22 protein-coding genes and 1 pseudogene are annotated in these 20,254 nt (G+C 64.8%); 13 read left to right on the top strand and 10 right to left on the bottom strand.

Annotated features, from left to right (window positions below):
- The first annotated feature begins 2 nt into the window (after positions 1 to 2).
- The 11 genes from DU505_RS11685 to tatC all read left to right on the top strand — a co-directional run bounded on the left by DU505_RS11685 (position 3) and on the right by tatC (position 8,474).
- Positions 3 to 737 (top strand): SPOR domain-containing protein, encoded by a 735-nt coding sequence (locus DU505_RS11685; protein WP_114479163.1) that lies wholly within the window; start codon positions 3 to 5, stop codon positions 735 to 737.
- A 151-nt stretch (positions 738 to 888) separates the two neighbouring features.
- Positions 889 to 1,434 (top strand): ATP-dependent protease subunit HslV, encoded by a 546-nt coding sequence (gene hslV, locus DU505_RS11680; RefSeq protein WP_114479162.1) that lies wholly within the window; start codon positions 889 to 891, stop codon positions 1,432 to 1,434.
- Between the two features lie 10 nt (positions 1,435 to 1,444).
- Positions 1,445 to 2,767 carry an ATP-dependent protease ATPase subunit HslU gene (hslU, locus tag DU505_RS11675; protein ID WP_114479161.1) on the top strand — a complete coding sequence of 441 codons (1,323 nt, stop codon included), beginning with the start codon at positions 1,445 to 1,447 and terminating at the stop codon, positions 2,765 to 2,767.
- A gap of 254 nt (positions 2,768 to 3,021) precedes the next feature.
- Complete coding sequence (locus DU505_RS11670; RefSeq protein WP_114479160.1) at positions 3,022 to 3,405, top strand: gamma-butyrobetaine hydroxylase family protein; 384 nt, start codon at positions 3,022 to 3,024, stop codon at positions 3,403 to 3,405.
- A gap of 107 nt (positions 3,406 to 3,512) precedes the next feature.
- Positions 3,513 to 4,280: a bifunctional demethylmenaquinone methyltransferase/2-methoxy-6-polyprenyl-1,4-benzoquinol methylase UbiE gene (gene ubiE, locus DU505_RS11665; RefSeq protein WP_114479159.1), complete on the top strand. Its 768-nt coding sequence runs from the start codon at positions 3,513 to 3,515 to the stop codon at positions 4,278 to 4,280.
- A 7-nt stretch (positions 4,281 to 4,287) separates the two neighbouring features.
- Positions 4,288 to 4,926 (top strand): ubiquinone biosynthesis accessory factor UbiJ, encoded by a 639-nt coding sequence (locus tag DU505_RS11660; RefSeq protein ID WP_114479158.1) that lies wholly within the window; start codon positions 4,288 to 4,290, stop codon positions 4,924 to 4,926.
- The gene (gene ubiB / locus DU505_RS11655) at positions 4,926 to 6,548 is read left to right on the top strand and encodes a ubiquinone biosynthesis regulatory protein kinase UbiB (protein ID WP_114479157.1); all 1,623 of its coding nucleotides are present in this window, start codon (positions 4,926 to 4,928) and stop codon (positions 6,546 to 6,548) included. Before DU505_RS11660 ends, ubiB begins: the two co-directional genes overlap by 1 nt.
- 30 nt (positions 6,549 to 6,578) lie before the next feature.
- Positions 6,579 to 6,914, top strand: a complete 336-nt coding sequence (locus DU505_RS11650; protein WP_114479156.1) for a phosphoribosyl-ATP diphosphatase — start codon at positions 6,579 to 6,581, stop codon at positions 6,912 to 6,914.
- A 46-nt stretch (positions 6,915 to 6,960) separates the two neighbouring features.
- A complete protein-coding gene (gene tatA / locus DU505_RS11645; protein ID WP_114479155.1) occupies positions 6,961 to 7,227 on the top strand; it encodes a Sec-independent protein translocase subunit TatA in 267 nt (88 codons plus the stop codon).
- A 6-nt stretch (positions 7,228 to 7,233) separates the two neighbouring features.
- Positions 7,234 to 7,689, top strand: a complete 456-nt coding sequence (gene tatB, locus DU505_RS11640) for a Sec-independent protein translocase protein TatB (protein WP_114479154.1) — start codon at positions 7,234 to 7,236, stop codon at positions 7,687 to 7,689.
- On the top strand, positions 7,686 to 8,474 hold the full coding sequence (gene tatC, locus DU505_RS11635; protein WP_114479153.1) for a twin-arginine translocase subunit TatC: 789 nt from the start codon (positions 7,686 to 7,688) through the stop codon (positions 8,472 to 8,474). Before tatB ends, tatC begins: the two co-directional genes overlap by 4 nt.
- Positions 8,475 to 8,537: 63 nt before the next feature.
- Here the strand turns inward: tatC and elbB are convergent, their stop codons facing one another.
- Positions 8,538 to 9,200, bottom strand: coding sequence for an isoprenoid biosynthesis glyoxalase ElbB (gene elbB / locus DU505_RS11630; protein WP_114479152.1), 663 nt, complete (start codon positions 9,198 to 9,200; stop codon positions 8,538 to 8,540).
- A gap of 186 nt (positions 9,201 to 9,386) precedes the next feature.
- Between elbB and hemB the strand changes: the two genes are divergently transcribed.
- A complete protein-coding gene (gene hemB / locus DU505_RS11625; protein WP_422667021.1) occupies positions 9,387 to 10,400 on the top strand; it encodes a porphobilinogen synthase in 1,014 nt (337 codons plus the stop codon).
- Here hemB and DU505_RS11620 read toward each other — a convergent pair.
- The 8 genes from DU505_RS11620 to rho all read right to left on the bottom strand — a co-directional run bounded on the left by DU505_RS11620 (position 10,397) and on the right by rho (position 17,402).
- A complete protein-coding gene (locus tag DU505_RS11620; RefSeq protein ID WP_114479150.1) occupies positions 10,397 to 10,909 on the bottom strand; it encodes a DUF3087 family protein in 513 nt (170 codons plus the stop codon). The two genes, hemB and DU505_RS11620, sit on opposite strands and share 4 nt — an antisense overlap.
- 106 nt (positions 10,910 to 11,015) lie before the next feature.
- Positions 11,016 to 12,107: a 3-deoxy-7-phosphoheptulonate synthase gene (locus DU505_RS11615; RefSeq protein ID WP_220250640.1), complete on the bottom strand. Its 1,092-nt coding sequence runs from the start codon at positions 12,105 to 12,107 to the stop codon at positions 11,016 to 11,018.
- A 328-nt stretch (positions 12,108 to 12,435) separates the two neighbouring features.
- Positions 12,436 to 12,585: a hypothetical protein gene (locus tag DU505_RS22580; protein WP_181872806.1), complete on the bottom strand. Its 150-nt coding sequence runs from the start codon at positions 12,583 to 12,585 to the stop codon at positions 12,436 to 12,438.
- Between the two features lie 62 nt (positions 12,586 to 12,647).
- A complete protein-coding gene (locus tag DU505_RS22990; protein ID WP_255762564.1) occupies positions 12,648 to 12,770 on the bottom strand; it encodes a hypothetical protein in 123 nt (40 codons plus the stop codon).
- An 81-nt stretch (positions 12,771 to 12,851) separates the two neighbouring features.
- Positions 12,852 to 13,565, bottom strand: coding sequence for a dihydromonapterin reductase (gene folM / locus DU505_RS11610; RefSeq protein WP_114479148.1), 714 nt, complete (start codon positions 13,563 to 13,565; stop codon positions 12,852 to 12,854).
- Positions 13,562 to 14,341 (bottom strand): NAD(P)H-flavin reductase, encoded by a 780-nt coding sequence (locus DU505_RS11605; protein ID WP_114479147.1) that lies wholly within the window; start codon positions 14,339 to 14,341, stop codon positions 13,562 to 13,564. Before DU505_RS11605 ends, folM begins: the two co-directional genes overlap by 4 nt.
- Positions 14,338 to 15,837, bottom strand: a complete 1,500-nt coding sequence (gene ubiD, locus DU505_RS11600) for a 4-hydroxy-3-polyprenylbenzoate decarboxylase (RefSeq protein WP_114479146.1) — start codon at positions 15,835 to 15,837, stop codon at positions 14,338 to 14,340. The genes DU505_RS11605 and ubiD overlap by 4 nt, the downstream gene beginning before the upstream one ends.
- A 305-nt stretch (positions 15,838 to 16,142) precedes the next feature.
- Complete coding sequence (gene rho / locus DU505_RS11595; protein WP_114479145.1) at positions 16,143 to 17,402, bottom strand: transcription termination factor Rho; 1,260 nt, start codon at positions 17,400 to 17,402, stop codon at positions 16,143 to 16,145.
- 492 nt (positions 17,403 to 17,894) lie between these two features.
- Between rho and ppx the strand changes: the two are divergent.
- Positions 17,895 to 18,845 (top strand): annotated as a pseudogene (gene ppx, locus DU505_RS11590) (exopolyphosphatase); the annotation flags it as partial.
- On the opposite strand, the gene tilS reads toward ppx, so the two are convergent.
- A complete protein-coding gene (gene tilS / locus DU505_RS11585) occupies positions 18,824 to 20,161 on the bottom strand; it encodes a tRNA lysidine(34) synthetase TilS (RefSeq protein ID WP_114479143.1) in 1,338 nt (445 codons plus the stop codon). The pseudogene ppx and the gene tilS overlap by 22 nt on opposite strands.
- Between the last annotated feature and the right edge of the window lie 93 nt (positions 20,162 to 20,254).

Here is a 20,254-nt window from a genome sequence, read left to right as displayed (position 1 = left end):
CCATGGCTACCCGTCGAGCCCCTCCGAAGAAGCGCGGCGCCACTGCCAGCCAGCGCCGCAATACGCGACGCCGCGAGGGCTTCCGCCTGCCCGGCTGGGTCTGGGGAATGGGCGGTGTGGTGGCGGGCTTTCTGCTGGCGCAGCATCAGCACGGTACGGCGCCCTGGCAGGAGGGACACGACTCGCCGCTGGCCAACCTGATTCCGCGCGCCCCGACGACGGAGCAGGCGCCACCCACGCCCACCGTCGAGCCCAGCGAGCCGCGCATGCCGACCTTCGAGTTCTATACGCTGCTACCCGAAGAGGTCGTGGCACCCCGTGACGTCGCCTCGACGGCCTCCCCCCCCGAAATCGTCACGCCCGTGCCCGACGTCACCGAGGCGCCTGCCGACGGCGACAGGGTCGATGACCCGATCGCCCAGGTCATCGCCGCCAATCTGCAGGATGATGCCAACGCCACGGTTAGCGAAGCCGCCAGCGAGGCGGCAGTGCCTGACGGAACGCGCTATATGCTTCAAGCCGCCTCTTTCCGTCAGCCGGCCGACGCCGAAGCGCTGAGGCAGCGTCTGCGCAACCTCAGCCTGGTGGCCCAGGTCAGCCAGGTGCAGTCGGCCGAAGGCGATACCTGGCACCGGGTCATGGTGGGCCCCTACGACGATACCCGTGAACTCAACCGTGCAGAGGACCTGATGACCACCCAGGGGATCACGCCGCTGCGGCACAGGGCCAGTAACTGACGGACGGTAATTGCCTGCTGCAACGACACTGCCGGTTGAATTCGAGGCATCACGCCCGCACTTTCCTTGAATGCTCGTTCACGGCGCCCGGCTCTGCCGCGGTGCCGAAAGTCATCGGGAGCGTTGCGCTCCCCGTTACGGAGTTCTCTCCATGACCACGATCGTATCCGTGCGCCGCGGCGACCAGGTTGCCCTTGCCGGTGACGGCCAGGTATCGCTGGGCAATACGGTGATGAAAGGCAACGCCAGCAAGGTGCGTCGCCTCTATCGCGGGCAGGTGCTGGCAGGCTTCGCCGGCGGCACGGCCGACGCCTTCACCCTGTTCGAGCGCTTCGAGGCACAGCTGGAAAAGTATCAGGGCAACCTGGTCAAGGCCGCCGTGGAGCTGGCCAAGGACTGGCGCACCGACCGCGCCCTGCGTCGCCTGGAGGCCCTGCTCGCCGTGGCCGACAAGGAGGCCTCGCTGATCATCACCGGCAATGGCGACGTGGTGGAGCCCGAACGAGGCATCATCGCCATCGGCTCGGGCGGCAACTATGCCCTGGCCGCCGCCCGCGCCCTGCTCGAGAACACCGACCTACCGGCCAGCGACATCACCCGCAAGTCACTCGATATCGCCGGTGACATCTGTGTGTTCACCAATCACCACGTCACCCTCGAAGAGCTCTCTACCAAAGACGCTTCTCAGGAACGCTAAGGCCGCCACCATGACCCAGATGACACCCCGCGAGATCGTCCACGCCCTGGACCAATACATCATCGGTCAACAGGATGCCAAGCGCGCCGTCTCCATTGCCCTGCGCAACCGCTGGCGGCGCATGCAGCTCGACGACGACCTGCGCCACGAGGTCACACCCAAGAACATCCTGATGATCGGCCCCACCGGCGTCGGCAAGACCGAGATCGCCCGCCGCCTGGCCAAGCTGGCCCGGGCGCCCTTCATCAAGGTCGAGGCCACCAAGTTCACCGAGGTGGGCTACGTCGGCCGCGACGTCGAATCGATCATCCGCGACCTGACCGAGGCGGCCATCAAGCTGGTCCGCGAACAGGCCAAGGAGGAGGTGAGCCACCGCGCCGAGGACGCCGCCGAGGACCGCATCCTCGACGCCCTGCTGCCGCCGCCCCGGGGGCAGGAAGAGAGCGCCCGCAACGACAGCTCGACGCGCCAGATCTTCCGCAAGAAGCTGCGCGAGGGTCAGCTCGACGACAAGGAGATCGATATCGAGATCACCCCCCAGGGACCGGGTATCGACATCATGACCCCCCCGGGCATGGAGGAGATGACCAGCCAGCTGCAGAGCCTGTTCTCCAACATGGGCCGGCAGAAGAGCGAAACCCGCCGCGTGGCGGTGAAGGATGCCTTCGCCCTGCTGCGCGACGAAGAAGCCGGCAAGCTGGTCAACGAGGAAGAGATCAAGCACCGCGCCATCGACGCGGTGGAGCAGAACGGCATCGTCTTCCTCGACGAGATCGACAAGGTAACCAAGGGCAGCGGCCAATCCAGCGGCGGCGAGGTCTCCCGCGAGGGGGTCCAGCGCGACCTGCTGCCGCTGATCGAGGGCTCCACGGTCTCGACCAAGTACGGCATGGTCAAGACCGACCATATTCTCTTCATCGCATCCGGCGCCTTTCACCTGTCGCGCCCATCGGACCTGATCCCCGAGCTGCAGGGCCGCCTGCCGATCCGCGTCGAGCTCAATGCGCTGACGCCAGACGACTTCAAGCGCATCCTCACCGAGCCCTCTGCCTCGCTGACCAAACAGTACAAGGCACTGCTGGCCACCGAAGGGCTGGATATCAGCTTTACCGAAGACGGTATCGTGCGCATTGCCGAGATCGCCTGGAAGGTCAACGAGGGCACCGAGAACATCGGCGCACGCCGCCTGCACACCGTGATGGAGCGCCTGCTGGAAGAGGCCTCGTTCAAGGGGGCCGATATCGGCACACCCCTGGAGATCGATGCCGCCTACGTGGACTCCCAGCTCGGCGAGCTGGCCATGGACGAGGATCTGTCGCGGTATATTCTTTAGCGTAAGAGATGCAGTAACGTATGATCTGAGCTGTCATGAAGGCGTCGGGCGAGCAGTGACGCGACCTTAGCAAGAGCGCTGGCTCAAGCGCAGCAGCGCGCGGCGATCGACAGGGATGTCGATCGAGGACAGGCAAGAGGGACCTTGTTCCTGTCCGACGCGCAAGCTGCAAGCGCAGGGCCAGGGTTTCGCTCTTGATTGTCGCAAATCGCTCGGCCCGGCGCCTGACGCCCATTCTTGCGAAGGACACCGACATGACCGCCCCCGCCCCCAGCAAGATCCATTACCACAAGAAGGCCCGTGAGCTGGAACTCACCTACGCCGACGGCGAAACCCATTGCCTGCCGGTCGAGTACCTGCGCGTCTACTCCCCCTCCGCCGAGGTGCGGGGCCACAACCCCAGCCAGGCGGTACTGCAGGTCGGCAAGAAGCATGTGGGACTGCAGAACATCGCGCCTGTCGGCCGCTATGCCGTCAAGCTGCATTTCGATGACGGCCACGACAGCGGTCTGTATAGCTGGGAGTATCTCGACGACCTGATCAAGAACCGCGAGGCCTACTGGGCCGACTACTTGAGGCGCCTGGAAGAGGCTGGCGCTTCACGAGAGCCGCTTGGCATCGAGATCAAGCAGTTGTAGAGGACCGACGTCAAGACAAGTACGGCCGTGCAAGGCTACAATGGCGCCCATTCGAGGCCGAATCACCCCGGCCTCCTCTCACTGCAGCGATTCGGGAGCCTTTTCGCATGAGCCCTCTTTCCAGCCCCGGGGACAAGCACACCACTCACTTCGGCTATCAGGAAGTGCCGGTCGACGAAAAGGCCTCTCGCGTGGCCGATGTCTTCCACTCCGTGGCGGCCCGCTACGATGTCATGAACGACCTCATGTCCTTCGGTATCCACCGTCTCTGGAAGCGACTGACCATCGAGCGCTCCGGCGTACGCCCCGGCCATAGCGTGCTGGATATCGCCGGTGGTACCGGTGATCTGACACACAAGTTCTCGCGCATGGTGGGCCCCCGCGGCCGCGTGGTCCTGGCCGACATCAACGAATCCATGCTACGGGTCGGCCGCGACAAGCTGCTGGACAACGGCATTGGGGGCAATGTCGAATACGTCCAGGCCAATGCCGAATGCCTGCCCTTCCCGGACAACACCTTCGACTGCATCACCATCGCCTTCGGCCTGCGCAACGTCACCGACAAGGAATCCGCCCTGCGCTCCATGACCCGGACGCTCAAGCCCGGTGGCCGCGTGCTGGTGCTGGAATTCTCCAAGCCGGTCAACCCGCTCCTTTCCAAGGCCTACGACGAATACTCCTTTCGCCTGCTACCGCGGATGGGTCAGATGGTGGCTGGCGATGCCGATAGTTATCGCTACCTCGCCGAATCGATCCGCATGCACCCCGACCAGGAGACGCTGCAGGAGATGATGGAAGCCGCCGGGCTGGAGCGGGTCGAGTACACCAATCTCACCGGGGGCATCGTTGCCCTGCATCGCGGCATCAAGCTTTGAGGCGCTGATGACCTTGCCCCCCACCCTGCTGCTGGCCGGCATCGAACGCACGCTCAATGCCCTGCTGGCGCGAGACCCCGCAGCGCCTGCGCGGTTGGCCCGGCTCAGCGGCAACCGGCTGCTGCTTCGCCTGGCGCGACCCGAGCTGTCGCTGGCCATTCACTTCCACCCTGCCGGCCTCGATCTGCTGCGCCCGCAAGATGACACCGACGATGCCTTCGACGCCATCGTCGAGCTGAACGCCGAAACCCTGGGCGAACTGCTGGGCGGCGAGAGCATCGAGCGGCTGATGTTCCAGGGCAAGCTTTCGGTACGCGGGCAAGTCCATCTGCTCGAGGCAACGCGCGACCTGCTGCTCGACCTGGACCTGGACTGGGAGGGCGAACTGGCGCGCTGGCTGGGCGATGTCCCCGCCCACAGCCTGGCCGAAGGATTGCGCCGCGCCACGCGCTGGGGGCGTCGTGCCCAGGGCGAGATGCGCCGCGATATCGCCGAGTATGTTTTCGAGGAGGCAAAACTGCTGCCCGGACGGCACCAGCTCGACAACCTGCGCGACCACCTCACCGAGCTTGAAGTGACCACGGACCGCCTCGCCGCCCGCCTGGACAGGCTGCAACGTCAACTGGAACGCGAGGCCTCGCTGTGATGAGCTTTCGGCTGTTGCGCATCCTCTGGGTGATTACCCGCTACCGCCTCGACACCCTGCTGCCATTGGAGCGGATGCCTTGGTACCTAAGACTGTTGTTCATCCTCTCGCCGCTGCGCCTGATACCGATTGGCAAGCGATCGCCGGGTGAACGCCTGCGCCTGGCGCTGGAAGCCCTCGGTCCGATCTTCGTCAAGTTCGGTCAGCTGCTCTCCACCCGGCGCGACCTGCTGCCCGAGGAGATCGCCGACGAACTGCGGCGACTGCAGGATCAGGTGCCCCCCTTTCCCGGCCGCGAAGCACGCGAACTGGTAGAGGCGGAGCTGCACATGTCGATAGACGAGGCGTTCGCCCACTTCGAGCCCGAGCCGTTGGCCTCTGCCTCCATCGCCCAGGTTCATGCCGCCCGCCTGCATACCGGCGAAGAGGTGGTGGCCAAGATCATACGGCCGGGTATCGAGCACATCATGCGTCAGGACATGGCGCTGATGTATCGGGTGGCCGGGGTACTGGCCAGAATTCCCGAGGCCCGCCGGCTGCGACCGGTGGAAGTGGTGCGCGACTACGAGTCGACGCTGTTCGACGAGCTGGACCTGCATAAGGAAGCCGCCAACACCTCACAGCTCAAGCGCAACTTCAAGGATTCGCCGCTGCTCTACGTACCGGCGACCTATTGGTCCCACACCCGGCGTCGGGTCATGGTGCAGGAACGCATCTACGGCGTCCCGGTCGCCGACCTGGCGGCACTGAAAGTGCAGGGCACCGACCTCAAGCGCCTCGCCGAGCGCGGCGTGGAGATCTTCTTCACCCAGGTGTTTCGCGACAACTTCTTCCATGCCGACATGCACCCCGGCAATATCTTCGTTGCCCGGGAGCACCCGAACGACCCCCAGTACATCGCCATCGACTGCGGTATCGTCGGCAGCCTCACACGCGAGGATCAGGACTACCTGGCACGCAACCTGCTCGCCTTCTTCCATCAGGACTACTATGAAGTGGCGGCGCTGCACATCGAATCGGGCTGGGTCGGCGAGAATACCCGAGCCAACGAGTTCGCCGCCGCCATTCGCACCGTGTGCGAGCCGATCCTCGAGAAACCGCTCAAGGACATCTCCTTCGGCCAGGTGCTGCTAGGACTGTTCAAGACGGCCCGCCGCTTCAACATGGAGGTCCAGCCGCAGCTGGTGCTATTGCAGAAAACGCTACTCAATATCGAGGGACTCGGGCGTCAGCTCTACCCCGACCTGGACCTCTGGACCACCGCCAAGCCCTACCTGGAGCAGTGGATGAAGGAGCGCGCCGGCGCCAGCGGTTTCTGGGACTCACTCAAGCGCCAGGCTCCTGAGCTGGCACGCCAGCTTCCCGAGCTGCCATCCGTGGCACACCACGCCCTGAGCCGCATCGAACATGAGCATCGCCAGCGCCACCGCCAGGCGCTCGCCCTGGACGGAATCCAGCGGCAGCTGCAAGACAGACGCCGCATCGGCCGTCGGCTGCGGCTGGGCGTTCTCCTGGCCGGATTGGCGCTAGCCTGGCAGCCGCTGAGCCAGTGGGCCGCCGGCCAGCCATGGCCGGTGCTGTTGATCGCCGCCACCGGCCTGCTGCTGCTGGCCTGGCAATGAAATTGACCCACCGCAACAGGAAGCGCTGTCATGCGTGATATTCTCGATCAACTCTTCGAGGTGCTGGAGCAGCGCCGAACCGCCGAACCTGCCGATTCCTACGTTTCCGCCTTGCATCACAAGGGGCTGAACAAGATACTCGAGAAAGTGGGCGAGGAAGCCACCGAGACACTGCTGGCAGCCAAGGACGCCGAGGCCGGCGGTGAGGCAGAGCGAAAGGCGCTGGTCGCCGAAACCGCCGACCTGTGGTTTCATAGCCTGGTGATGCTGTCGCATCTCGGACTCGATCATCAGGACGTGCTCGACGAGCTGGCCCGGCGCTTCGGCATTTCCGGGCACGAAGAGAAGGCTGCAAGGTCCAAGTAACCAGGTGTTCCGGAACGACCGGAGACCCGACTCAGAGGAATTCTTCATGTTAGGTGGCATCAGTATCTGGCAACTGCTGATCGTACTCGGCATCATCATCCTGATTTTCGGCACCAAGAAGCTGCGCAACGTCGGCACCGACCTGGGTGGCGCGGTGAAAGGGTTCAAGCAGGCCGTCAACGAGGAGGAGAAGGACGACAAGGACAAGGCACACGCCAAGGTCGCCCACGACGAACAGCCCAACACCTATGACGTTCGCGCCGAAGAGAAGGCGGCCGCGGACAAGGTGGAGAATCAGGAAGAGCGCAAATAAGCCCTTATGTTTGATATCGGCTTTCTCGAACTCCTGATCCTCGGGATCGTGGGCCTGCTGGTACTCGGCCCGGAACGCCTGCCCAAGGCGGCGCGCACCGTCGGCCTATGGGTGGGCAAGATCAAGCGGACCGTTTCGGGCATGCAGCGGGAAATCAGCTCGCAGCTCGAGGCGGAAGAGCTGCGTCAGAAGCTCAAGGAGCAGCAGTCGAAGCTCGACGAGAGCCTCGACAGGGCCAAGCGCGATGTGGAGAGTATCGCCAAGCCCTACGCCTCCTCGACGCCCAGCCGACACGGCGATGAAAACGCCGAGCCTGCCAGCACTGCCGACGACGCTCCGCCGCGTCCTGCCGCTGCCCGGCTCGACGACGCCCTGGCCAGCGCCCAGCAATCCGACGACCCGGCACCGGGCGAGCCCCCCGCTTCTCCCGACGTTGACAAGAAGGATGCCGCTTCCCGATGAGCGACTCCGGTGACAAGCAGGATCTCGGCCAGGCCCCCTTGATCGAACACCTCATCGAACTGCGATCGCGACTGCTGCGCGCGGTCGTCGCGATCCTGGTGATCTTCCTGGGGCTCTACCCCTTCGCCAACGAGATCTACACCTTCGTGGCCCAGCCGCTGATGGCGCTGCTGCCGGAAGGCTCGCAGATGATCGCCACCGAAGTGGCTTCCCCCTTTCTCGCCCCCTTCAAGCTGACCCTGGTGGTGGCCGTGTTCGTGGCCATTCCCTACGTGCTTCACCAGGCCTGGGCCTTCGTCGCCCCGGGGCTGTACGACAACGAAAAGGCCCTGGCCATGCCGATACTGGCCTCCAGCGTGGGGCTGTTCTACGCCGGTGCGGCCTTCGCCTACTATGCGGTCTTCCCGCTGCTGTTCCAGTTCTTCACCCAGACGGGGCCGGAGAACGTAGCGGTGATGACCGATATCAATCAGTACCTGAACTTCGTACTCAAGCTGTTCTTCGCCTTCGGCGTGGCCTTCGAAATACCCATTGCCACCTTCCTGCTGATCGTCTCCGGCGCCACCACCGTGGAGAGCCTGTCGAAGAAGCGCCCCTATGTGGTCCTGGGCTGCTTCGTGGTGGGCATGCTTCTGACACCGCCGGACGTGATTTCCCAGAGCCTGCTGGCCGTCCCCATGTACCTGCTCTACGAGGTGGGGATCCTGTTCGGCCGCCTGGTGCGTAACCGCCGCCGCAAGGCCTCCGAGACGAACGACGAGGCCCCAGAGCGGGACGAACCCTGAGCGGCATTAAAATGCCCCCGCCCGATTCGATCGGGCGGGGGCATTTTTCTGTGTCGCCAGTGCCTAGAGGTCCATCATCTCATCGATGCGGTCGACCAGCTTGAAGATGCCGGTGGCGGCCTCACTGATGCGGGTCGCCAGCATGTAGGCCGGCGTGGTAACCACACGATTCTCGAAGTCGACCACGATATCCTCGACGCCGCAGCTACGATGCAGCCCCCCCATGGCGCTGATGGCGCCGGAAAACCCCGGGTCGTGCCCAATCGTCACGGAGATACCCGGGCCCAGCAGCTTCGGCACCAGCGCGGGCGTGATACACATCAGCCCGATGGGCTTGCGCGCCTCGTGGAACGGCACAATGGCTTCGACAAGGTCCTCGAGGACTTCCATATCGCTACCCGCCCAGGCGAAATTGGACAGGTTCTTGGCCGCCCCGAAGCCACCGGGCAGAATCACGGCGTCGAACTCGACCACATCGAGGTCCTCGAGAGGACTGATTTCACCGCGGGCCAGCCGCGCCGACTCCACCAGCACGCGACGCACCTCGCCCTCGGCCATCTCGCCGGTACGATGATCGATGACATGATGCTGCTCGATGTCCGGTGCGAAACAGCGATAGCCGATACCCAACTGGTCCAGCCGCAGCAGGGTCAGGGTGGTCTCGTAGATCTCCGAGCCATCCTGAACGCCGCAGCCCGACAGGATGACCGCCACCTGTTTGCTCATGCCTTTCTCCTTGTAATGAAGGCGCCTCGAATGAAGGGCTCTGCCTGAAATCCTGAAGCCAACACTTTAGAGAGTCGCGCGGGGTGCGACAAGCCGCAGCTTTCGGTAGAGGTTTGCACTGATATACTCAAGGGCATCGACACGGGGTCGCCTGGGCCCCACAGCCGGAGAAATGCCTTGAGCTTCATGACCACACGCCAATTTCCCGCCACCCGCATGCGCCGCATGCGACGTGACGATTTCTCGCGTCGCCTGATGCGGGAAACGACCCTGACCGCCGCCGATCTCATCTGGCCGGTGTTCGTCCTCGACGGCGAGAAGCGCCGCGAGACCGTCCCCTCGATGCCGGGCGTAGAGCGGCTGTCGCTGGACCTGCTGATCGAGGAGGCCCGGGAAGCCCATGATATGGGCATTCCTGCCATCGCCCTGTTCCCGGTGGTGGACCCGTCGCTGAAAAGCGAGCTGGCAGAAGAGGCCTACAGCTCCAGCGGCCTGGTGCAGCGCAGCGTCAGGGCGCTGAAGGAGGCCATTCCCGAGCTGGGCATCATCACCGACGTGGCCCTCGACCCCTATACCAGTCACGGCCAGGACGGCATCATCGACGCCAGCGGCTATGTCCTCAACGACCGCACCGTGGAGACCCTGCTCAAGCAGGCGCTCTCCCATGCCGAGGCCGGGGTCGACGTGGTGGCACCCTCCGACATGATGGATGGCCGCATCGGCGAGATACGACAGGTACTCGAGCAGGAGCATCTGCACAACGTCCGCATCATGGCCTACAGTGCCAAGTACGCCTCCCACTATTATGGCCCCTTCCGCGATGCCGTGGGCTCCGCTGCCAATCTGGGGAAGGCGGACAAGCGCACCTACCAGATGGACCCGGCCAACGGCGACGAGGCGCTGCACGAAGTGGCCCTCGACCTGGCCGAGGGGGCCGACATGGTGATGGTCAAGCCGGGCATGCCCTATCTGGACGTGGTGCGACGCATCAAGGATGAGCTCAAGGTGCCCACCTACGCCTATCAGGTGAGCGGCGAGTACGCCATGCACATGGCCGCCTTCGACAACGGCTGGCTATCGGCCGACGAGGTGATCCTCGAATCCTTGATGTGCTTCAAGCGAGCCGGTGCCGACGGCATCCTCACCTACTTCGCCAAGCGCGCGGCTCTGATGCTGGCTCAACGGCAGGCAGGTGCCTAGCTACGCTTGAAGGCGGCCAGGTCGTGCGGATCGAACCCCTCTACCCGCTCGGCCAGGCCCCGCTCTTGGCGCAGCGCCCGGATCTTCTGCCGTTCAGCGATGAGTTCGGCATCGTCATCCATGGTGCGGCCATTGAGCTCGGCCAGCTGAACCATGCCCTGGTGGTAGAAGGTCATCAGGTCGAGTGCCACGTCATTGCCTTGCGCCGCCTCGCGACGCAGGGTGGAAAGATAGCCACTGACCCGGGAAAGATGATGCTTGAGCTGCCAGACGTAACGCATCTCGGTCATCCAGGGGCGCTCGCGAAGCACGGCGAAGGTCAGGCTGGTGACGATCAGGCCCAGCAACACCCCCAGCCCATTGAGCCAGAGGCTGGAGCCGAAAGTGGTGGTCAGTAGCTGGGAGAGCACCAGCCCGAAGACGATCAGCTGGGCGGCCATGGCCACGCTGATCAGCCGCGCCTTGCGACGGTAGGTTTCCGGGTCATGGTGCTCGAAACGGAACGGCATCGGTGCCTCCTCTGCTTGGCTCGCGGCGGGAAAGTACGGGATTATCCCGTCATTCACCGCCACGGTACAGGCAAAGAGGCCGCGTCGGCATGACCAACCGGCCGGATCAGGCCGAGCGAAGCTGTGCCGCTGCCTCCAGCAGCAGCCTCTCAGTGGTTTCCCAGCCCAGGCAGGCATCGGTCACCGACACGCCGTAGCGCATGCTGGTGGGCTCGAGGGCCTGACGCCCCTCCTCCAGGTGGCTCTCCAGCATCAGCCCCATCAGCGAGGTTTCCCCGGCCAGGCGCTGAGCCAGTACGTCGCGCAGCACCTCGCCCTGGCGGCGATGGTCCTTGCAGGCATTGGCGTGGCTACAATCGACCATCAGGCGAGGCGCCAGCCCGGCGGCTTCCAGCGCCTGGCGGCAGGCACGCACCGAATCGGCATCGTGGTTGGGACCGCCATGGCCGCCCCGCAGCACCAAATGAGTGTGGGGGTTGCCCGCGGTTTCCCGCATCACGGGGCGACCATCGGCGGCGAGGCCGAAGTGCTGATGGGAATGCGCCGCCGCCTGCATGGCATCCAGGGCAACCTTGACGTCGCCGCTGGTGGCATTCTTGAAGCCCACCGCCGCGTCCAGGCCACTGGCCAGCTCACGATGCAGCTGGGATTCGGTGGTGCGCGCACCGATGGCGACCCAGGCCAGCAGATCTTCCAGGTAGGGGGCAAGCATCGGCTGCAGCAGCTCGGTCGCCACCGGCAGGCCGAGCGAGGCAATATCGCGCATCAGCTGGCGCGACAGCCGAAGGCCGAGGGCCATGTCGCCACTGCCGTCGAGGCCGGGATCATAGGCAAGCCCCTTCCAGCCCACCGTGGTGCGCGGTTTCTCCACGTAGACACGCATCACCGGCAGCAGGCGATCCGACACCCTGGGTGCCAGCTCGGCCAGGCGTTGCGCGTACTCCAGCGCCGCCACGGGGTCGTGGATCGAGCAGGGGCCCACCACGACCAGCAATCGGTCGTCACGGCCCTGCAGGATATCGTGGACGGCCTGCCGTTGGGCCTGGAGCCGTTCGGCCAGCAGCGGGTCCAGCGGGAGGCTGCGACGCAGTTCGACGGGTGTCGGTAGCGTCAGCTCGGTTCGGTTCGCGTCGGCGGCGACATCGAGATCGGCAAGGTTGTCGGGCAGGCGCTCGGCAAGGGTTGTATGGGCATTCATGGTGGTCAACTCCGTGAGATCGGCAAACATCGTGTCGCGTCCGTGCCACCCGAGATCTCACGGTCGGAGGTGGCGCACTGACCCGACCGCGTAGCGCTAAATCGCCAGCCATAGCCCCAGCCATAATAATCCTGGCGGTTCCGGGCGTAGGCGGCAAAGGCGCTGTAGCGTGCGGTCATGGTGCGTCTCCTGTCGTTGCTGCGTTGCAAAAGGCTGCGTTGCAAAGATAGTGTTCGGGGCTGCATAACGCAAAACCCCCGGTCGGGTTGCCGACCGGGGGTTTCTGATGGGAGGCAACCCGGTTAGGGTGTGCCTTCGCGGTGGTGTCCTAGGACCCGACCGCCGGCACACCGGCGCTAAACCAGTACCAATACTGACCATTGAACTTGCCACCGAACTGACCACCGCAACCACGCGACTCCACCGCACCGGGGGCGCGGCTGAAGGAGCTACAGGTCTGGGTAGGGCTGGGTGTCATGGTTGTCTCCCTGGATTCTGCCTTCATCGTGCCGCATCGCGGCAACCTTGGCAAGTCCGGAATCAGGCGGCCACAGCGCGTAACACGCCGATGATCAGCGGTAACAGGTTCAGCGCCAGTACTGCCAGCAGGGCAAGAAACCACAGCGGACCACTCTCGTCGTGATACTCCTTGAGGGGGGCCATACTCGTCTCCTTTCCGTCAGCGAGTTCGTCATGCTGCTGCTGACCTTCGATCAGCAAGGCAGCGTGCTTGTGACTGACAGTCTAGCGGAGATGACGACCGCCATCGACCGGGAGCGTGATTCCGGTCACATAGCGGTTGTCGAGGAGATAGCGCAGGCTCTGATAGAACACGCCCGGTCCCGGCACCATGCCCATGGCCGACTTGGCCCGCGCCTTCTCGATGTAGGCTTCATCGTCGCCCTCATTGAGCATGATCAGGGCCGGGGCAATGGCGTTGACCTGGATCGACGGGGCGTACATGGCCGCGAAAGAGAGCGTCAGGCTCTCCAACCCCGCCTTGGTGGCGACATAGGCGGCGTGCTTCCTCGAGCCCTTCTGCACAACGTAGTCGGTAATGTGCACGATATCGCGCTGGGGCTCCCCGCAGGCGTCCAGCAGCTCACGGCAGAGCAGGTTGATGAGGTAGGGCGCCTGCATATGAATACGAAACAGCCGCTCGAAGGTCGCCCCCGCCTGGACGCCGGCCGAGTCCGCTGCCCAATCGCTGGCATTGTGCACGATGGCCCTCAGCGACGATGTCTCGCTCTTGAGGCGAGCGATAAAGTCGAGGATCCCCGCTTCGGTGGAGAAATCGGCCTCGAGGGTCACGATACCCCGCTCGCGCAGGGCTGTAAGCGCCTCGCGTTCACGGCGATAGCTGATGATCACGGGATGCCCGTCCTCGGCCAGCCGCTCGGCACAGTGGCGCCCCAGGCGCTGGGCACCGCCGGTGATCAGGATCGGCGAGGCGCTCACCGGCCGCCCTCCCGCCGAAGCACCCCTGTCGTGGGTACCAGCGGTTGACGTGGTGCATAGGCAAAGACATCCGAGAAGACTCGGGAAGCGTTAAGCCTCAGTGAGGCCAGCACGTCAACACAGGCGTAGACCATGCCCGGCGATCCGGAGAGGTAGACGTCATGGCCGGAGATATCGCCGAGCCCCTCAGCCAGCGCCTGATCGATGCGTCCCCGATGCCCCTGGATGCGCTCGCCGGCTACCGGCGTTTCCGGCGCCACTTCGGTGACCACATGGAAACGGACATTCTCGTGGTTCTCGGCCCACTCCCGAGCCAGGCTCTCGAGATAGAGATCACGCCGCTCCCGCGCCGCCCACCACAGGTCGATGGGGCGCTCGGGGGCTTCGTGCAGTGAGGCTTCGATGATCGCCTTCATCTGGGCGAAGCCGGTACCGGCGGCAATCAACAGCAATGGCCGCTGGCTGGTGCTATCCAGCACGCAGTCACCGCCCGGCATGCGCAGGGTCAGGTGCCGGGCAACCACGACCAGGTCGCGCAGGCGGTCGGAGTTCTCCCGCTCGGGCCAGTGCTGGATATGCAGTTCGATCGTACCGTCACCGCCATGGGCGTTGGCAATGGAGAACGGCACCCAGGTCTCATCGTCGAGCGCCAGCTCGAGGTACTGGCCCGGGTCATGGGCCATGGCTTCGGGGCGCCCCTCCAGCCGGACGCGGAACACGTCAGGGGTGAGATCCTCCACTGCCGTCACCTGGCAGGTCAGGGTCCTTGCCGTCATGAATGCCTCTTGTCATCAGGGTTGGAAGGCAGTGCGATACCCAGTTCGTTCCAGCGTTCGCTGACGCGGACCTTGACGGCCTCGTCCATGACGATGGGCGTGCCCCACTCTCTATCGGTTTCGCCGGGCCACTTGGCAGTGGCGTCCAGCCCCATCTTCGACCCCAGCCCCGCCACGGGGGAGGCGAAGTCGAGGTAGTCGATGGGCGTGTTCTCCACCATCACGGTGTCCCGCGCCGGGTCCATCCGCGTGGTGATGGCCCAGATCACATCCTTCCAGTCGCGGGCGCTGACGTCGTCGTCGAGTACCACCACGAATTTGGTGTACATGAACTGGCGCAGGAAGCTCCACACCCCCATCATCACCCGCTTGGCGTGGCCCGGATACTGCTTCTTCATGGTCACCACCGCCATGCGATAGGAACAACCCTCAGGAGGAAGGTAGAAGTCGGTAATTTCGGGAAACTGCTTGCGCAGGATCGGCACGAAGACCTCGTTGAGCGCCACGCCCAGGATCGCCGGCTCGTCCGGCGGCCGTCCGGTGTAGGTCGAGTGGTAGATGGCGTTCTCACGCATGGTCATTCGCGTGACCGTGAAAACCGGGAATTCGTCGACCTCGTTGTAATAACCGGTGTGATCGCCGTAGGGACCTTCCGGCGCCAAGTCGTCCGGGTAGATAAAGCCTTCCAGAATGATTTCTGCCGAGGCAGGAACTTCGAGATCGGCATGACCGCACTTGACCAGTTCGGTACGCGAACCGCGCAACAGACCGGCGAAGGCGTATTCGGAGAGCGAGTCGGGCACCGGGGTGACCGCACCCAGGATGGTGGCCGGGTCGGCGCCCAGTGCCACCGCCACCGGGAAAGGCTCGCCGGGGTTGGTCTGCTGGAACTCCTGGAAGTCGAGCGCGCCGCCACGGTGGGACAGCCAGCGCATGATCAGTCGGTTGCGGGAGAGCTTCTGCTGGCGGTAGATGCCCAGGTTCTGGCGCTTCTTGTGCGGCCCGCGGGTGACCACCAGCGGCCAGGTCACCAGGGGGGCAACATCGCCTGGCCAGCAGTGCTGAATCGGCAACCGACCGAGGTCGACGTCGTCGCCCTCATAGACGAGCGCCTGGACCGGGGCCGAACGCACCGTCTTCGGCCCCATGCTCATGACCTGCTTGAAGATCGGCAGCTTGTCCCAGGCGTCACGCATGCCCTTGGGCGGGTCGGGCTCCTTGAGGAAGGCGAGCAGTTTGCCCACCTCGCGCAGCGCCTCGACGCTGTCCTGACCCATGCCCAGGGCGACCCGCTTCGGCGTGCCGAACAGGTTGCCGAGCAGCGGCATGTCGTGACCCTTGACGTTCTCGAACAGCAGCGCCGGGCCGCCGGCGCGCAGGGTGCGATCGCAGATCTCGGTGATTTCCAGGTAGGGGTCGACCTCGGCCGAGACTCGAACCAGCTCGCCCTGCGCCTCAAGCGCGGCGATAAAATCCCGTAGATCCTTGTATTTCATGAACCAATCCTATCCCGTATCACGAACGACGAAAGGGGCAGCATAGCATGCCGCCCCTTATCGCTTCGCCCTGCGAAGCTGCTGACAATCCAGCCTCACCGTTCTTAAGCCGCGGCTGTTCCGTCGACAGGCCCCCGAGCCATGAATTGACCGCGGCGAGGGGCGCCGGGGACAAGCCGGAGGGGAGGTCCTACGCCATGGATGGCGTAGGTAGTGTACAGGGAGGTATTCACAGCGCCTCCCCGCAGGCTTGTCGACGGAACAGCCCCGAGAGCCTCGACGCCTTCGACAACCATCAACAGCGATCAGCGGCGCTTCATTGCTTCGAAGAACTCGAGGTTTGTCTTCGTATCCTTGAGTCGATCGATCAGGAACTCGGTAGCCGCGGTATCTTCCATCGGGTTGAGCAGCTTGCGCAGGATCCACATGCGCTGCATCTCGTCCTCGGAAGCGATCAGGTCCTCGCGGCGGGTGCCGGAGCGGCGAATGTTGATCGCCGGGTAGACGCGACGCTCGGCGAGCTTGCGGTCGAGGTGGGCCTCCATGTTGCCGGTGCCCTTGAACTCCTCGAAGATCACCTCGTCCATCTTGGAGCCGGTATCCACCAGCGCCGTGGCGATGATGGTCAGGCTGCCGCCCTCCTCGATGTTTCGCGCGGCACCGAAGAAGCGCTTGGGCTTCTCCAGGGCGTGGGCGTCGACACCACCGGTGAGTACCTTGCCGGAGCTGGGCACGACGGTGTTGTAGGCCCGCGCCAGGCGGGTAATGGAGTCGAGCAGGATGACTACGTCCTTCTTGTGCTCGACCAGGCGCTTGGCCTTCTCGATCACCATCTCGGCGACCTGGACGTGACGGGCCGGCGGCTCGTCGAAGGTCGAGGCGACCACTTCGCCGCGCACCGTGCGCGACATTTCGGTCACTTCCTCGGGGCGCTCGTCGATCAGCAGGACGATCAGGTGACAGTCGGGGTCGTTACGCGTGATCGAGGTGGCGATGTTCTGCAGCATCAACGTCTTGCCCGCCTTGGGCGGCGAGACGATCAATCCGCGCTGGCCCTTGCCGATAGGCGCGGTGAGATCGATGATCCTCGACGTCAGATCCTCGGTGGAGCCATTGCCGATCTCCATGCGCAGCCGCTCCTGGGGGAACAGTGGCGTGAGGTTCTCGAACAGGATCTTGTGCTTGGCGTTTTCCGGCTTGTCGAAGTTGATCTGGCTGACCTTGAGCAGCGCGAAGTAACGCTCCCCTTCCTTCGGCGGTCGAATCTTGCCGGAAATGGAATCGCCCTTGCGCAGGTTGAAGCGACGGATCTGCGACGGCGAAACATAGATGTCGTCGGGGCCGGCCAGGTAGGAGCTGTCGGCGCTACGCAGGAAGCCGAAGCCGTCCTGCAGGATTTCGAGCACCCCATCGCCGTAGATATCCTCACCGCTCTTGGCGTGCTTCTTGAGGATGGCGAAGATGATGTCCTGCTTGCGCGAGCGAGCAAGATTGTCGATGCCCATTTCGCGGGCAAGCTCCAGGAGCTCCGGGACGGTCTTTTGCTTGAGTTCGGTAAGATTCATCGGTGTGTTCGGAAGTTGCTCATGTCAGCGTGGCGGCACGGCGCCGTGAATGTGACGGGGATAAGAACGGTACGCCGCTTGGGTGCGTTCAGAGCCTGGTAAGGCTTCCACTCGCAGGTGATGACCGGCTAAACACGACCTTTTCCAGGCATTAACCAGCACTAGAAGGGGTCGCCGGAACGGTATCGTGTTCGAGGGAGCAGCGCTATTGTCGCCTGGACTGTAATCGCCTGGGCGTCTTCAAGTGCCACCATGGCTTTCAGGCACATGATAGCGGGCGACAAAAGGGGCTGTCTGACGACTTGATGTTGACCGCGACGCGGACGTCGTGTCTCGGTCGGAAAGCATTCGGAACAGGCGAACGACTCGATGTTAGTCAAGGGCGGCGTCGAACGCAACCCCATAAACAGACACACCCCGCTAATTGACACGGCAGGGGAGTCGCCGCAACCTTGGACTCTCTGCCATCAGGATGTCTCGATGACTCAGCCAATGGACCGGCATCGCCCTGAAACACCGCTCGCCGCCACTGCCCCCCTTCCGCGGCTGGCCGCGATCGACCTGGGCTCCAACAGCTTCCACCTGCTGGTAGCCAGCTACCAGGAGGGTCGGCTGCAGGCGGTGTCGCGCTTGGGCGAGAAGGTCCAGCTCGCCGCCGGGCTCGACAAGGCCAATCGGTTGAGCGAGGAGGCGATGCAGCGCGCACTCAGCTGCCTGGCTCGCTTCACCCCCCTGCTGGGCGATATTGCGCCCGGTCGCCTGAGGGTCGTGGGCACCAGTGCACTGCGCACGGCCCGTAACAGCCAGGCCTTTGTCGAGCGCGCAGAGTCGCTGCTCGGCTGTCGCATCGAGATCATCGACGGCCGCGAGGAGGCGCGCCTGATCTACCTGGGGGCGGCGCACGCCCTGGCCGAGAACGGCAAGCGTCTGATTGTCGATATCGGCGGCGGCTCCACCGAGTTCGCCATCGGCGAAAACTTCGAGCCGCTCCACCTGGAAAGCCTGGACATCGGCTGTGTGACCTTCACCCACCGCCATTTCTCCGACGGTTTCCTCTGCGAAGCCAGCATGAGCCGGGCCGAGCAGGCCGCCAAGGCGGCGTGCAGCCGGATCAGCCGCGCCTACCAGGCCTTCGGCTGGAGCGATCCCGTCGGTTCCAGCGGCACCATCAAGGCCGTCGCGTCGGTCCTCGCGGCAAGCGACGGGGATAGCGACGAAGGCACGATTACCCGCCAGGGACTCCTCGGCCTGCGCCAACGACTGATCGCCTGCGGACACCTCGATAACGTCGCCATGGAGGGGCTCAAGCTCGACCGGGCGCGCATCTTTCCCGCCGGCGTGGCCATCCTTGGTGCCATCTTCGATACATTCGGCCTCACCCGGATGCGTTTCGCCGATGGCGCCCTGCGGGAGGGGGTACTCTACGACATGCTGGAGCGCGACGGCGAATTCGCCAGCGAGGGCAGCTGAGCCGCCTCACCGCTGTCTGGCGCGCCTTCCCAGCCCTCGGCCACGGCCAGCCAGCGCCCCTGCTCCGGCTGCAATACCGCCACGACCGCTTCACCATGCCATGCCACCAGCAGCCGCTCACGCTCCCAGGGAGGGAGTTCAGCCTCCTGCAGCAGGCGTTTCAGATCCCGCGAACCACGCTCCGCCAGGCGCAAACGCTCGCCACCCCGGCGCAGCGCGAGCCGAAGCTCGGCAGGCCCGCCATCTCGGCGCCGCAGCGTCGGGTTACAGCGCCCCAGAGGGGTCGTCAGGGGCGACAGCCCGTCCCAATCGACACTCCACCCCGCCGGCAGCGGGCCGCTCGGGAAGCGCAGGTAGAGGCGCTCCCGCCAGATACGCGCTTCACCGCTCGACCAGCCGATTTGTACCCTCGCATCGCGACGCGCCGACAGCTGCGCCATCAAGGCGGCGAGGCGCGCCTCGGGAGGCGTAGGAAGCGACAGGCAGCGGCAGGCGTGACGAATCAGCAGCCGCTGGCGGGGGGGCGACAAGGCCCTGACGGCCGTTACCGAGAGCTGCCCGGGATCTCCCCCCAGGTGCTGGAGGTCCAGGGCGGCCAGTTCGTCGAGCAGCGCATCGGCCTCCCCGGCTTGCCTTGCCGCGCTCGCCAGCACCTCGCCGGTATGCGGCCAGCGCGACTGCAGCAGCGGCAGCACGTTGCGGCGCAGGAAGTTGCGATCGAGTGACTCGTCGGCGTTGGAGGGATCCTCGATCCAGCGCAGTCCCAACCGTGCGGCATGGGCCTCGAGTGCGCTTCGTGGGGTGTCCAGCAACGGGCGTTCGAGCGCCACGCCACGGGCGTCGCGACGCGTTGGCATCCCTGCCAGGCCGCGCACGCCGCTGCCACGCAGGGCAGCGAGCAGGAAGGTCTCGGCCTGGTCGTCGCGGTGCTGGGCGAGCCACAGGGTTTCGCCGCAGGCGACCCGGCGCTCAAAGGCCGAATAGCGGGCCAGCCGCGCCCCCCCTTCCAGCCCTAGTCCAGCCGACAGCGAGACGTCAACTCGCTCGACGAACAGCGGCACCCCGAGACGGGAGCAAAGCCGCCGGCAGTGGATCTCGAAGTCATCGGCGGCGGCCTGCAGGCCATGATGCACGTGGAGCGCGTAGAGCGGGCGGGGATAGCGTCGGCACGACTCTGCCGTCAGGCTAAGCAGCAGCGAGGAATCCAGCCCGCCGGAGAGGGCCACCCAGACGACACGCCCTGGCGGGGTCTCCGCCAGAGCGTCGTCGATAAGAAGCTGTAGGAACATGAGCAACCCTCAAACCCAGCGGGGCCGCTTCGAGCGAAGGTCAGGGCTAGGCCCGTTCCCTACGGGCCTTCGCACTTCCCACATCCTTGTGGG

The organism is Billgrantia montanilacus (genome assembly GCF_003336675.1).
Lineage (GTDB): Bacteria > Pseudomonadota > Gammaproteobacteria > Pseudomonadales > Halomonadaceae > Halomonas > Halomonas montanilacus.
Note: the sequence above shows the minus strand (reverse complement) of the source record. Positions and strands in the feature narration are given on the sequence as shown.

What these genes read in the sequence shown, in the direction of transcription:
- DU505_RS11685 (WP_114479163.1), top strand. Translation starts at nt 3, where the DNA reads ATGGCTACCCGTCGAGCCCCTCCGAAGAAGCGCGGCGCCACTGCCAGC.
- hslV (WP_114479162.1), top strand. Translation starts at nt 889, where the DNA reads ATGACCACGATCGTATCCGTGCGCCGCGGCGACCAGGTTGCCCTTGCC.
- hslU (WP_114479161.1), top strand. Translation starts at nt 1,445, where the DNA reads ATGACCCAGATGACACCCCGCGAGATCGTCCACGCCCTGGACCAATAC.
- DU505_RS11670 (WP_114479160.1), top strand. Translation starts at nt 3,022, where the DNA reads ATGACCGCCCCCGCCCCCAGCAAGATCCATTACCACAAGAAGGCCCGT.
- ubiE (WP_114479159.1), top strand. Translation starts at nt 3,513, where the DNA reads ATGAGCCCTCTTTCCAGCCCCGGGGACAAGCACACCACTCACTTCGGC.
- DU505_RS11660 (WP_114479158.1), top strand. Translation starts at nt 4,288, where the DNA reads ATGACCTTGCCCCCCACCCTGCTGCTGGCCGGCATCGAACGCACGCTC.
- ubiB (WP_114479157.1), top strand. Translation starts at nt 4,926, where the DNA reads ATGAGCTTTCGGCTGTTGCGCATCCTCTGGGTGATTACCCGCTACCGC.
- DU505_RS11650 (WP_114479156.1), top strand. Translation starts at nt 6,579, where the DNA reads ATGCGTGATATTCTCGATCAACTCTTCGAGGTGCTGGAGCAGCGCCGA.
- tatA (WP_114479155.1), top strand. Translation starts at nt 6,961, where the DNA reads ATGTTAGGTGGCATCAGTATCTGGCAACTGCTGATCGTACTCGGCATC.
- tatB (WP_114479154.1), top strand. Translation starts at nt 7,234, where the DNA reads ATGTTTGATATCGGCTTTCTCGAACTCCTGATCCTCGGGATCGTGGGC.
- tatC (WP_114479153.1), top strand. Translation starts at nt 7,686, where the DNA reads ATGAGCGACTCCGGTGACAAGCAGGATCTCGGCCAGGCCCCCTTGATC.
- elbB (WP_114479152.1), bottom strand. Translation starts at nt 9,200, where the DNA reads ATGAGCAAACAGGTGGCGGTCATCCTGTCGGGCTGCGGCGTTCAGGAT.
- hemB (WP_422667021.1), top strand. Translation starts at nt 9,387, where the DNA reads ATGACCACACGCCAATTTCCCGCCACCCGCATGCGCCGCATGCGACGT.
- DU505_RS11620 (WP_114479150.1), bottom strand. Translation starts at nt 10,909, where the DNA reads ATGCCGTTCCGTTTCGAGCACCATGACCCGGAAACCTACCGTCGCAAG.
- DU505_RS11615 (WP_220250640.1), bottom strand. Translation starts at nt 12,107, where the DNA reads ATGAATGCCCATACAACCCTTGCCGAGCGCCTGCCCGACAACCTTGCC.
- DU505_RS22580 (WP_181872806.1), bottom strand. Translation starts at nt 12,585, where the DNA reads ATGACACCCAGCCCTACCCAGACCTGTAGCTCCTTCAGCCGCGCCCCC.
- DU505_RS22990 (WP_255762564.1), bottom strand. Translation starts at nt 12,770, where the DNA reads ATGGCCCCCCTCAAGGAGTATCACGACGAGAGTGGTCCGCTGTGGTTT.
- DU505_RS11605 (WP_114479147.1), bottom strand. Translation starts at nt 14,341, where the DNA reads ATGACGGCAAGGACCCTGACCTGCCAGGTGACGGCAGTGGAGGATCTC.
- ubiD (WP_114479146.1), bottom strand. Translation starts at nt 15,837, where the DNA reads ATGAAATACAAGGATCTACGGGATTTTATCGCCGCGCTTGAGGCGCAG.
- rho (WP_114479145.1), bottom strand. Translation starts at nt 17,402, where the DNA reads ATGAATCTTACCGAACTCAAGCAAAAGACCGTCCCGGAGCTCCTGGAG.
- tilS (WP_114479143.1), bottom strand. Translation starts at nt 20,161, where the DNA reads ATGTTCCTACAGCTTCTTATCGACGACGCTCTGGCGGAGACCCCGCCA.